This is a genomic window from Micromonospora sp. NPDC049359 (genome assembly GCF_044466585.1).
Classification (GTDB): domain Bacteria; phylum Actinomycetota; class Actinomycetes; order Mycobacteriales; family Micromonosporaceae; genus Micromonospora.
On record NZ_JBITMW010000020.1, the window covers coordinates 12,574 to 24,774 of the forward strand.

10 protein-coding genes are annotated in these 12,201 nt (G+C 72.1%); 9 read left to right on the forward strand and 1 reads right to left on the reverse strand.

Annotation, left to right across the window (positions count from 1 at the left end; genetic code table 11):
- Nucleotides 1-37: 37 nt before the first annotated feature.
- Both ACIBTX_RS31650 and ACIBTX_RS31655 read left to right on the forward strand, forming a co-directional pair.
- Nucleotides 38-1,615, forward strand: a complete 1,578-nt coding sequence (locus ACIBTX_RS31650; protein WP_357125287.1) for a lactate racemase domain-containing protein — start codon at nucleotides 38-40, stop codon at nucleotides 1,613-1,615.
- A 13-nt stretch (nucleotides 1,616-1,628) separates the two neighbouring features.
- Nucleotides 1,629-2,555, forward strand: a complete 927-nt coding sequence (locus tag ACIBTX_RS31655; RefSeq protein WP_357125290.1) for a lysophospholipid acyltransferase family protein — start codon at nucleotides 1,629-1,631, stop codon at nucleotides 2,553-2,555.
- A gap of 38 nt (nucleotides 2,556-2,593) precedes the next feature.
- Here the strand turns inward: ACIBTX_RS31655 and ACIBTX_RS31660 are convergent, their stop codons facing one another.
- Nucleotides 2,594-3,043 carry a hypothetical protein gene (locus tag ACIBTX_RS31660; RefSeq protein WP_357169074.1) on the reverse strand — a complete coding sequence of 150 codons (450 nt, stop codon included), beginning with the start codon at nucleotides 3,041-3,043 and terminating at the stop codon, nucleotides 2,594-2,596.
- A 243-nt stretch (nucleotides 3,044-3,286) separates the two neighbouring features.
- Between ACIBTX_RS31660 and ACIBTX_RS31665 the strand changes: the two genes are divergently transcribed.
- The 7 genes from ACIBTX_RS31665 to ACIBTX_RS31695 are packed head-to-tail and all read left to right on the forward strand — an operon-like array spanning nucleotide 3,287 to nucleotide 12,178.
- Nucleotides 3,287-4,813: an aldehyde dehydrogenase family protein gene (locus tag ACIBTX_RS31665; RefSeq protein ID WP_357169077.1), complete on the forward strand. Its 1,527-nt coding sequence runs from the start codon at nucleotides 3,287-3,289 to the stop codon at nucleotides 4,811-4,813.
- Nucleotides 4,810-5,940, forward strand: coding sequence for an acyl-CoA dehydrogenase family protein (locus ACIBTX_RS31670; protein WP_357125299.1), 1,131 nt, complete (start codon nucleotides 4,810-4,812; stop codon nucleotides 5,938-5,940). Before ACIBTX_RS31665 ends, ACIBTX_RS31670 begins: the two co-directional genes overlap by 4 nt.
- An 8-nt stretch (nucleotides 5,941-5,948) precedes the next feature.
- Nucleotides 5,949-7,232, forward strand: coding sequence for an aminotransferase class III-fold pyridoxal phosphate-dependent enzyme (locus tag ACIBTX_RS31675; protein WP_357125302.1), 1,284 nt, complete (start codon nucleotides 5,949-5,951; stop codon nucleotides 7,230-7,232).
- A 1-nt stretch (nucleotide 7,233) separates the two neighbouring features.
- Nucleotides 7,234-7,722 carry an SRPBCC family protein gene (locus ACIBTX_RS31680; RefSeq protein WP_357125305.1) on the forward strand — a complete coding sequence of 163 codons (489 nt, stop codon included), beginning with the start codon at nucleotides 7,234-7,236 and terminating at the stop codon, nucleotides 7,720-7,722.
- A gap of 2 nt (nucleotides 7,723-7,724) precedes the next feature.
- Complete coding sequence (locus tag ACIBTX_RS31685; RefSeq protein WP_357125308.1) at nucleotides 7,725-8,240, forward strand: hypothetical protein; 516 nt, start codon at nucleotides 7,725-7,727, stop codon at nucleotides 8,238-8,240.
- On the forward strand, nucleotides 8,240-11,164 hold the full coding sequence (locus ACIBTX_RS31690) for an FAD-dependent oxidoreductase (RefSeq protein WP_396833377.1): 2,925 nt from the start codon (nucleotides 8,240-8,242) through the stop codon (nucleotides 11,162-11,164). The genes ACIBTX_RS31685 and ACIBTX_RS31690 overlap by 1 nt, the downstream gene beginning before the upstream one ends.
- Nucleotides 11,165-11,182: 18 nt before the next feature.
- Nucleotides 11,183-12,178, forward strand: a complete 996-nt coding sequence (locus tag ACIBTX_RS31695; RefSeq protein ID WP_357125315.1) for a DUF2156 domain-containing protein — start codon at nucleotides 11,183-11,185, stop codon at nucleotides 12,176-12,178.
- Nucleotides 12,179-12,201 lie beyond the last annotated feature (23 nt).

Genomic DNA, 12,201 nt, shown 5'->3' on the forward strand with positions numbered 1-12,201 from the left:
CGCACCCGCACGAGCCGGAACGACGAAAGGACAATTCATGAGCAGACCTGGCTTCGTGCTCGAGGTCGACGAGCGTACGCCGCCGCTGCTCGTCCACCAGGGGGAGGGTTTCCTCCTCGAGCGGTTCCCGCTCGGCACACGGGTGGTGTACCCGCCGGATTCGCTTCCGCCGATCGCCAACGTCGACGCCGCCATCCAGCGCGCGCTGCTGCACCCGGTGGACTCGCCGCCGCTGCCCGACCTGCTCCGCCCCGGGATGCGACTGACGATCGTCTTCGACGACCTGTCCCTCCCGTTGCCGCAGATGCGCCCACCGGACGTCCGGCAGCGGGTGATCGAGAACGTGCTGGAGCTCGCCGCCGAGGCGGGTGTGGACGACGTCGAGCTGATCGCGGCGAACTCGCTGCACCGGCGGATGACGCCGGCCGAGCTGAAGCGGATCGTCGGCGAGCGGGTCTTCCGGGCGTTCTTCCCCAAGCACCTGAAGAATCATGACGCCGAGGACCCGGACGGTCTGGTCCACCTCGGCACCACGCCGCACGGCGAGGACGTGGAGATCAACCGGCGGGCGGCCGAGAGCGATCTCATCGTGTACGCCAACATCAACCTCACCGCGATGAGCGGCGGCAGCAAGTCGGTGACCGTGGGTCTCGGCTCCTACCGGAGTCTTCGCCACCACCACAACGTCCACACGCTGCGCCACTCGCGCTCCTTCAACGACCCGCCGAACTCGGCCATGCACCACTCGTACGACCGGATGGCCGACGTGCTGGGCGAGGCGGTCAAGGTCTTCACGGTCGAGACCACCCTCAACCTCGACTCGTTCCCCAGCCAGGTCGGCTTCCTCAACAAGCGCGAATGGGAGTGGGGGATCGGCGACCAGCTCTCCTACCTGGCCGCCAAGCGGGCCAACGACCTGACGCCGCCCAAGCTGCGCCGACGCGTCTGGCAGAACAACGACGCGCCGTACGGGGTGACCGGGGTCAACGCGGGCCGGCCCGACTCGGTCCACCCGCTCACGCTCGCCAACGTGCACCGTCAGCAGCTCACCGAGGTGCAGGGTCAGAGTGACATCGGCGTGTGGGGCCTGCCCTTCATCTGCCCGTACAACGTCAACTCGATCATGAACCCGATCCTGGTGATGTCGCTGGGCCTGGGGTACTTCTTCAACCTCTACCGCAACCAGCCCATCGTGCGGCGCGGCGGGGTCGGCATCTTCTACCACCCGATGCCCAAGGAGTTCCACCCGGTGCACCACCCCAGCTACATCGACTTCTTCGAGGAGGTCCTGCCGCAGACCACCGACCCGGCGGCGATCGAGGCGAAGTACGAGCAGCAGTACGCGCAGGACCCCTGGTACCGGCACCTGTACCGGACCAGCTACGCGTACCACGGCGTGCACCCGTTCTACATGTGGTACTGGGGGGCGCACGCGATGGAGCACCTGGGCGACGTGATCTTCGTCGGCGCCGACCGGAAGACGGCGGCGGTGATGGGCTTCCGGGCGGCCTCTTCGCTCGCCGACGCGCTGGAGATGGCGCGTGACACGGTCGGGTCGAGCCCGAGCATCACCTACCTGCACGCCCCGCCCGTGACCCTGGCGGACGTCCGATGACCCGGGAGGCGACGTGCGCCTGATCGACGAGGTGAGGCTGCTGCGCGGCCGCCGCGACTGGCGTGGCCGGGCGACGACTCCTCGCTCCGCCGAGCCGTACGAGATCCGCCGCGAGCGCTCCGAGTTCCCCACCGCCTGGGCCCGCACCCGGGCGGCGGGGGCGGTCCGCTTCGGCCTGCAGCGGGGCGTGCTCAAGTCGGTGGCCTGGACCCAGACCCATCCGGTCGTTCGCGGCACGGAGTACCTCGACGGCTTGCAGGGGCCCGCCGTCTTCGTCTCCAATCACGCGAGTCACCTGGACACGCCGTTGATTCTCGGCTCGGTGCCCCGTCGGTTCGCGCGGCGGCTGGCCGTCGGGGCCGCCGCCGACTACTTCTTCGACGCGCGCTGGCGGGCCGTCGTGACGTCGCTGGTGTTCAACGCCTTCCCGATCGAGCGGCAGGGTGACCGGCGGCTACGCAGCCTCGCCACCAAGCTGCTCGGCGACGGTTGGAGCCTGCTGCTCTTTCCGGAGAGCAGCAGGTCCACCGACGGCTGGATGAGCGGCATGCGGTTGGGCGCCGCGCACCTGTGCTGCACGCACAACGTTCCGGCGGTGCCGGTCGCGCTGCGGGGCACGTTCGGCGCCATGCCGCGCGGCCGGAACTGGCCGGTGCCCGGCCGGCGCACGGTCGTGGTGCGCTACGGCCGGCCACTGTGGCCCCGCGAGGGCGAGGGGGCGCGGGCGTTCCACGAGCGGATGTCCGCCGCGATCGGCCGGTTGTGGGTGGAGGAGGAGGTCGGCTGGTACCGCTCACTGCGGACCGCGCCGGCCGCCGCCGTCGCGTCCACCACCGGGCCGCAGGCCGCCGAGTGGCGGCGGTTGTGGGAGTCGACGCGTCCGCTTCCCGCGGCCGACGGCCGCCCGGCCCGCCGTATCTGGCCGACCAGCCGTTCCTGACCGTCGGACGACTCCCGTTCGGGCGGTCGGCGTGCGGGCTACGGCCGCTCGCGCGGGAGATCGGCGGTTGGCTGCCCGGCGGCGTTGCCGGCCGGGAGACGGTAGCCGGCGAAGAAGACCGCCAGTCCCACCACGACGGTGAGCACCAGCAGGGCGTTCTCCGCGACGCTGTCGGCGGTTGGCAGCGCCCCCGCGTGGGCCAGATGGAACAGCAGGTGTGGCGTGTTCGCGACGACCGACGCGGCCGCTGCGGCGAGACACAACTCCCGCACCGGCCGCGCGGCCGCCCACCCGAGGACGACCGCCAACGCCAGGTAGGCGTAGCCCAGGTCGGACAGCAGGTGCTCGTTGTACGGGCCACCGGCGGCGACCCAGCCCGCGCCGAACGGGAACCAGTCGAAGAACCACCGTGGCGCGACGGACGCCGGCACGCCGAGGGCGAGCATCTGCGCGGCCAGTAATGCCGATCCGATCCGAATCCACCGCATGGGGCTTTTCCTGGGCGCTTGCGCGTCGTGTGTCGGCATCTTGCCTCTGCTCAAAGGTTCGTTGACACCCTTCAACGAGGGCATCTATGGTTCGACCGTTCCTCGACTAATGAATTAGTAGCACAGACTCGCTTATGGGAGGGGGCTGCGACGTTGCGATCGTACGGGTCCTACATCGCAGGTCAGGACGTTCCAGCGGACAAGTGGGTACATTGCCTGCGCGCCTCGGCGGTGCTCGACGACATGCTGCCCCAGCTTTCCCTCAAGCGTGACCTGGACCGCGGCCGTCGCCACGACGGCGACGACCACGCGAGCGTCCTGGCCCGCTGCGCGGTGGCCGACGACGCCGTCGTCGAGCAGGCCATCCAGGCCGCCGCGGCGGCGGCGCCCGTCTGGGGCGCGATGCCTCTTCGGGTACGGCTCCAGGTGGCGCACCGACTCCACGAGGAGCTGCGCCGGCGGCACGACGAGGTGGTGGAGGTCCTCGTCCAGGAGGGGCACCCCCGCGCGCTCGCCGAGTGGGAGCTGGCCGGGTGCCTGCACGGGACGAGCCCCGAGACGATCGGGCTGTGCGCGGAGCAGATGCACCGGGAGTACGACGACGCGAACCGGCGTCTACTGGTGGTACGCAAGCCCGACGGCGTGGTCGCGCTGAGCCCACCGCAGAACGCGGCGGCGGTCAACTCGCTGCTCGGCGTTCCCGCGCTCGCCGCCGGCAACGCGCTCGTCGTGAAGGCGCCGCGGGGGAGCCCCTACGGCGTGATGTTCGTGCTGCGCGAGATCGTGGCGCCGATCCTCGACGAGGTCGGTGCCCCACCCGGCACCCTGAACGTGGTCTGCGGCCCGCCCAAGCGGATCCTCGACCAGTTCCTGGCCAGCCCGCTCGTCGACGACATCTTCTACTTCGGCAGCAGCGAACTCGGCATCCCGCTCGGAGTGGAGGCGGTACGCCGGGGCAAGAAGCCGATCCTGGAGTTGGCCGGCAACGACGGTTGCGTGGTGTGGCACGACGCCGATCTCGACCGTGCCGCCGAGGCGCTCACCGAGAGCTTCTTCGGGTCCGGGCAGATCTGCATGGTTCCCAACTACGTGGTGGCCCACCCGGCGATCGCGGACCGTCTGCTGGCCCGCCTGATCAGCCACGCCCGCAAGATCCGGCCCGGTCATCCCGAGGATCCGGACGTGCTGCTGTCGCCGGTGCTCAAGAGCGACCAGTTCGCCCGGTACGTCGAGCAGGCCACGGAGTGCGGCGCCGAGGTGCTCGCCGGTGGGAACCGGATGGAGCTGGACGGCTCGATCTCGTCCACCGGGGTGTTCGTCGAGCCGACCGTTCTGCGGGTCAACGGCCTGACCGACGCCCGGGCGGTGTGGGCGGTGGCCCGGGAGACCTTCTTCCCGCTGCTGCCGGTGGTGGTGCCCGACCCGGACCACGGCGACGGCCTGCTCGACGACGTCATCGACTTCCTGAACGCCAACGAGTACGCCCTGCGCAACTCGGTCTGGACCGGTGACGAGTCCATGGTCGAGCAGTTCGTGGCCCGGGTGCACAACGGGGGCCTACTCAAGATCAACGACTCGCACATCGGGTTCGTCCCGTACCTGTCCACCCACGGTGGCGCCGGCCTGACCGGCGGCCCGGGGGGCGAGAGCAACTATCCAATGCTGCGTACGTCGCACCTGCAGGGCATCAGCATCGGTCGCGACGTCCAGCCCCGGCGGGCGGCACTTGCCTCCCCGCTGCGTGCCGAGCGGGAGGGTCTGGCGGCATGAGCTTTCTCGACACCGAGCGGGACACCTGCGACATGCTGCTTCCCGGCCTGCTCAAGAGGCTCGGCGAGGTTCCCCTGATGGAGTTGGAGCGCCCGGGTGGGCCGGGCGTCGCCCTCTTCCGGGAGGCGGGGGGCGCGGGTCTGGTGGTGCCCAAGACCTACCAGGGGCTCGGCGCGTCCGCCCTCCAGGCCGTGCGGGTCACCCGCGCCCTGGCCGCGCAGGCGCCGTCGCTGGCGGTCGCCACCACGATGCACCAGTTCTCGGTCGCCGGCCTGGTGGCCCTGGCCCGGGCGAACGTCGGGTTCGAGTGGATGCTGCTGGAGGCGGTGGCCACCGATCGCCGGCTGGTGGCCTCCGGCTTCGCCGAGGGGCATGCCGGTCGCGGCATCCTGACGCCCACCATGACGGCCCGGCGGGACGGCAAGAACTGGCGGGTCACCGGTGCGAAGCGCCCGTGCAGCCTCTCCGCCTCGATGGACCTGCTGACCGCCAGCGTGGCGGTGCCCACCGACGACGGCGGCACCCGCCTGGGTGTGGCGCTCATCCCGGCGGAGTCGCCGGGCATCACGATCGAGCCCTTCTGGGCGTCGCCGGTGCTCACCGGCGCCGAGTCCGACGCCGTGCTGCTCAACGACGTCGAGGTGCACCCGGACCTGTTCGTCTACCCGGAGGTCGCGCTCGACGGCCAGCTCGACGACCTGCAGACCATCGGGTTCGTCTGGTTCCAGCTCCTGGTGACCGCGTGTTACCTGGGGGTGGCGTCCGCGCTGGTCGAGCGCGCGATCACCAGCGGCCGGGGACCGGTCACCGAGCGGGCGGACGTGGCGACCGCCGTGCAGGGCGCGGCGATCATGTTGGACGGCGCGGCACGGAGTCTCGACGACGGCGACGGCGGCAACGACGCCCTCGGCCGGGCGCTCGTGGTGCGCTTCGCCGCCGCGAACGCGATCGCCACGGCGGTGCGCGGGTCGGTGGATCTGCTCGGTGGGATGGCGTTCATCTCCTCGCCCGAGGTGGCCTATCTCGCCGCCACGTCGCACGCGGTCGCCTTCCATCCACCGTCGCGGGTGAGCACCGCCGCGGAACTGACGGCCTGGTTCGGCGGCCAGCCGCTCGTGGTGAGCTAGGAGGAGTGGTGACAGCCAGCAGCGTAGAGACCGATCAGCAGGTACGGGAGCAGGTCCGGAACAACTACCGTCGGTTCCTGTCCCGGGGCCGCGCCAAGCTCGGCGACATGTTCGGCGGGCACGTCGAGGTCGGTTCCGAGGGCGCCTGGGTGTACACCTCGGACGGCAACCGTTTCCTCAACGTGGGCGGCTACGGCGTGTTCCTGCATGGCGCCCGGCACCCGGCCGTGGTCGCCGCGGTCATCGCGCAGATCCAGAGCCATCCGATTGCCACCCGACTGATGCTGGAGCCGTCGGTGGCCGAGGCCGCGGCGGCGCTCGTCGCGGTGGCGCCGCCCGGGTTGACCCGGGTGCACTTCGCGGGCTCCGGCGCGGAGGCTGTGGAGGCGGCCATCAAGATGGCCCGTGTCCAGGGCCGGCGCAGGCTCGTCTCGACCGTCAACGGATACCACGGCAAGACCATGGGGGCGCTCTCCGTCACCGGGCAGGACCTCTACCAGCGTCCGTTCCGCCCGCTGTTGCCGGACGCCTCGCACGTTCCGTACGGAGACGCCGAGGCGCTGGCCGCCGTGCTGGCGGCCGGGCCGCCGGCCTGCGTGATCATGGAACCGGTGCAGGGCGAGGGCGGGGTGGTCATCCCGCCGCCCGGCTACCTGCGCGAGGTGTCCCGACTGTGCCGGGAGCACGGCGCGTTCCTGGTGCTCGACGAGATCCTCACCGGCGTCGGCCGCCTCGGTCACTGGTGGGGCGCCCTTCGCGAGGGCGTGACACCGGACGTGCTGCTGGCCGGCAAGAGCCTGTCCGGCGGCATCGTGCCGGTCTCCGCCGTGGTCGCCACCGCCGAGGCGTTCCAGGCCTTCGACAAGGACCCGTTCCTGCACACGTCTACGTTCTCCGGCGCGCCGATCGCGATGGCCGCCACCCGTGCCGCGATCACGGTCGCCACCGAGGAACGGTTGGTCGAGCGCTCGGCGACGCTCGGTGACGAGTTGCTGGCCCGCCTGCGGGCGGCGGCGGCCGGGTATCCGCACCTGGTTCGTGAGGTACGCGGCGTCGGGCTGCTGATCGGCGTGGAGTTCGCCGGTCCGGGGCTGGCCGGCGAGGCCATCCTCGAACTCCTCAACGCCCGGGTGATCGTGAACCACTCGCTGAACGCCAGCGCCGTGCTGCGCCTCACTCCACCCGCGGTGCTCTCCGGCGACGAGGTCGCCCTCCTGGTCGACGCGTTCGACGGCGCGCTGCGCACGCTCGGCCACCGCTATCCGACAGCAGACCGGCTGGGGGTCCACTGACATGCGACGGGTCGAGATCCAGGCATTCCTTTCCGGTGGGGACGGCGGCGCGGTGTTCGACCAGCTGGTCGACTTCGAGCGCTACCCGCACCTGGTCGACGTGGTCCAGAGGGTGACCGTGCAGTCGCCGGCCGACGCGCGACGGGTCGTCAGCTCGTGGGAGGTCCTGTTCCGCAACGGGATCCTGGCCTGGACGGAGGCCGACGACCTGGACCGCGATCGTCTCACCATCGAGTTCGACCAGATCGACGGTGACTTCGACGAGTTCTCCGGCGCGTGGACGCTGCGCCAGGACCCGGACGGGGTGGCGATGACGTTCGTGGCGAGCTTCGACTTCGGCGTGCCCAGTCTCGCCAGCATCATCGATCCGGTCGCGGAGCGGGTCCTCACCGAGACGATCCACCACGTTCTCCGGGGACTGTTCCCGGCGGTGACCATCCCGGACGGCGTCCTGGCGACCGCGTCGGTCGGCGTCAGCGGGAAGGCCTGACGATGGACCAGCTGAACACGTTCGACACGCCGACCACCGCCCGGCTGCACCGCGCGGAGTGGTTCGCCGGGCTCGCGCTGGCGAGTGGCCTGTTCATCGCGCACTGGGACGAGATCCGGTGGCTGCCGGCGATCGGGCTGTTCCTCTACATCGACCTGATCGGCTACATCCCCGGGGCGATCGCCTACCATCGCAGCCCGGACGGGCGGATTCCGAAGGCGTACTACGTCCTCTACAACAGCATGCACAGCCTGCTCAGCGCTGGACTGGTGGTGGCGCTCTGGGCCTGGCTGATCGGGCCGGAATGGGCGCTGCTGGCGGTGCCGATCCACCTCTTCGGTGACCGCTCGCTCTTCGGCAACCAGCTCAAGCCCTTCGGCGTGCCGTTCGAGCCGAAGCGTCTGCCCGCCTTCGACGCGCTGCTGCGCGAGGTGACCGGCGGTCCGTCGCCGGCCCCTGCCGGGCGAGCCGACTCACCGGTCCCGACGGCCACGTCGAGACCCACCTCGGTGGCCTGATGAGCCGGCCGGTCTCCGCGGCGAGCGGTTGGCAACGCGACGACCCGCGGGCCGCGCGACTGCCGGCCCTCGCCGGCGACGAGGAGGCGTCCGTCGCCATCGTCGGAGGAGGGCTGGCCGGGCTCGCGCTGGCGTACCAGTTGACGAACCACCTGCCCGCCCGCGACATCCTGGTCCTGGAGGCCACCGAGGTCGGCTCCGGCGCCAGCGGACACAGCACCGGCATCGTCGGCCCCGGGGTCGGCGGCCCGATCACGACACTGGTCAGACGGTACGGACGGGACCGGGCCCGGACCATGTTCGCCGCCACGCTCGACGGGATCGCCGCGCTGCGGCGGCTGGCCCGGGGTCTGCCCGACGGCTGCGAGCTGACCGACGGCTTCCAGCTCGTGGCCGCGTCGGCGCCCGCACACGCCGGATCGCTCCGACGTCAGGCGCAGACCCTGCGCGACCTCGGCTTCGACGCCTCCTACCTGGACCGCGACGGCGCCACCGAGCGCCTGGGCAGCACCCGTTACCACGGCGCGTTGTGCTACCCCGACGTGGCGCTGGTCAACCCGTGGCTGCTGGTCCAGGCACTCCGGGCGGCGCTGCTCACCGCCGGGGTGCGCATCGCCGAGAACACGCCGGTCACCGCGATCACCGGCGGCGACCCGGTCACGGTGACGGCCGGGGGACATCGGGTACGCGCCAGACGGGTGGCCCTGACCACGGACGGCTTCACCACCGGGCTGGGACTGTTCACCCGGAACGTCGCGGTGATCCGTACCCATGTCCTGCGCACCGGCCCCGTACCCGCCGACCTGCTGGCGCGGACCGGTTGGGAGGGGCGCGGCGCGGCCATCGACAGCCGGTCGTTCTTCAACTACCTGCGGATGACCGCTCGCGGCCGGCTGCTGTTCGGCGGTGGTCCCGCCCTGCTGGAGCCGCGCGTCGACGAGCGCGGTATCGCCGCCGTTCGGGACCGGCTGGTCCGCGAACTCGCCGCGACCTTTCCGGCGCTGGCGGACGTGCCGGTGACCGACTTCTGGTCCGGCGTCACGGCGTCCACGTTCGACCGGCTGCCGATCGTCGGTCCGGTTCCGGGCCGGCCGGGGGTGTGGTTCGCGGGCGCGTGGTGTGGGCACGGCCTGGCCCTCTCGGCGCTGACGGCCGAGGTGCTCGCCCCCCGGCTGGTCGACCGCTCGGATCCGACGGCGGCCGACCCGACCGCGCCGCTGCCGGAGCTGCCCTGGCTGCGCGGCACCGCGTGCCTGATGCCGACGGGCCGGATCGGCAACCTGCTGCTGGCCGGCTACCTGCGCGGGCTGGACGCGGCCGACAAGATCGCCCCTGCCCGCCGCTCGCCAATCCCACCCGCCCTCGTGACCCCTGTCGCGCCGACCGACCCGTCGTCGGCCGTCGAGCCAACTCGGCCCCCGGTCGCTGTGGCGGCGGAGCTGCCAGTCTCCGCGGCGTCCGGGCCGGCCACAACGCCAGACCTGCCGGTCGCCGCGGCCCCAGAGCCAGCGGCCACCGCGACGGTGCCGCCGGTCGGTGCGGCCGCGGAACCAACGGGCCCGGCCACCGGATTGCCGGCGGCGGCGACGGGCGGCGCGGTCGTGGCCGGCAACCGGGCGATGGAGCAGCAGGTCGACGTCGTGATCGTGGGGGCGCGGGTGGCCGGTTCGGCGCTGGCGGCCCGGCTCGCGGCAGCCGGTCTGTCGGTGGCCGTGTTCGACCGCGGTGACCTGCCCGCGCCGACCCTGTCCACGCACATCCTGCACGGCACCGAGGACCTGCGGATCGAGGGCGTGTACGACACCGTCGTCGCACAGGGCGTGCCGCCGCTGCACGACGTGTGGGTCCGGCTGGACGACGTGAAGCTGCACTTCCGCCACCCGGACGACCCGGGGCTGTGTCCACCTCGGGACGTCCTCGACCAGGTTCTGCTGGACCGGGCGGTCGCCGCCGGCGCCAAGACCTCCACCGGCACCGCCGTCGTCGGTCTGCGGCACGGCGCGGACGGCGCGGTGCGCGGCGTGACCGTGCAGCGTGCCGACGGTTCGGTCCGGGACGTGTCGGCGCGGCTGGTGGTGGGAGCGGACGGCCGTAACTCGTCGGTGGCCCGGTGGGTGGGTGCCCGCCAGTACCTGACGGCGCGCAGCGAACGGGCCCTGCTCTGGCGGTACTTCACCGGCGCACGGATCCCGCCGGCGCTGCTGTGGCACCGCATCGGGGTGCACATCGTCTCGATCCTGCCCACCGGTCCCGAGGATTTCGTGGTCATCGCGCAACCTCCGGAGCGCCTACAGGGCGAGCTGGCCGGTCAGAAGGTGGCCGGGTTCCTGCGGCACGTCGAGTCGGTCAGCCCGCAGGTGGGCCACCTCGCCGCCGCCGGCGAGCCGGTGGGGGACCTGCACCGCGTGGTGCGGTACCCGTCCTTCTTCCGGCAGCCGTTCGGGCCGGGCTGGGCCCTGGTGGGCGACGCCGGGCACGCCAAGGACGCCACCCTGGGACACGGGATCAACGACGCGCTGCGCAACGCCCGCGCGCTCGCGGCGGTGCTGACCGCGCACTGGGAACAGCCGGCGGCGCTGTCGTCGGGGCTGGCCCGGTGGGCCCGGAACCGAGACCGGGCTGAGTTGCCGAACTACTGGTACGGCCAGGACATCGGCCGGGGCGGCACGGTCACCGCGATGGAGCACGCGTTCCTCGCCGGCCTCCAGCGCAACTCCCGGGCCGTGGGCCGGCTCGATGACGTGATGGGTGACCGGCTCGACGCCGACCGACTGCTCACCCTGCCCCGGCTGGTGGGTGCCGTCGCCCACCGTGTCACCGGCGGCGAACCCGCCTCGGCCGTCGGGCGTGAGGCCGTGGACCTTGTCCAGCTCGCGCGGGCACGCCGGCGCGCGGCGACCCGCCACGACCCGTCCGCTCCCTGATAGGTGGAGGCCACCGCCATGGAACCGATGACCGCCCTGGCCGTCCTGCGCCGGCACGCGCAGCACTCCAGCGCCGCGCTGGCGCTGAACAGGGAGACGCGGCACTTCACGGTGACCGGTCTCGACGGGTTCATCGCGTACCGGCCGGCCGGGCGGCGGCACGCCGTGCAACTGGGCAGCGTCTACGCCGACCCGGAGGACCGCAAGCGGCTGCTCGGGGCGTTCCACGGCTGGGCGCAGCAGGAGGGCCGGCGGCTGTGCGCGGTCCAGCTCACCCCGGACGACCTCGACCTGTACGCCGAGTTCGGTTACCAGCTCAGTCAGCTCGGCGCGGCGTACTCGATCGACCTGGACAGCTTCAGCCTGCGTGGCCGCAAGTTCGAGAAGGTGCGCAACAAGTTGGCGCGCTCCCGGCGGGCCGGGGTCACCGTCGTGGAGGCCGGCCGGGACGTGCCGTACGACGCGCCGCTCGCCGCGCGCCTGGACGCCCTGGACGCCCGTTGGCTCGCGGACAAGGGCCGGCACGTCAAGCAGATCGAGTTCCTGGTCGGTGAGCGTGCCCGCCAGGACGATCCCGTACGCCGGCTGTTCCTCGCGTTGTCCGACGGTGCGCCGGTGGCGTACGTGTCGTACTCCCCGGCGTTCGGCCGCGAGGGCGGCTGGCTGTACGACATCACGCGCCGTGAGCCCGACGCGCCACCCGGCGCGGTCGACCTGGCGTTCGTGGTCGCGTCGCAGCGTTTCCAGGCCGAGGGTGCGCGGTGGCTGCACCTGGGCCTCACGCCGTTCCGGGAGCTGTCGCCCCGGCACCAGCCGGCCGGTGGCAGCCATCGGGGCACGGACCGGCTGATCGGGTTCATCGCCGAGCACGGGGACTGGATCTACCCGGCCCGCAGCCAGGCCGAGTTCAAGGAGAAGTGGCAGCCGCGGGTGACGCCCGAGTACGTCGGCTTCTATCCGAGCGTGTCACTGCGTACCGTCTGGCGGTTGCTGCGGCTGACCCGGGCGGTGTGACAGACCGACGGTCGTCTCCGGAA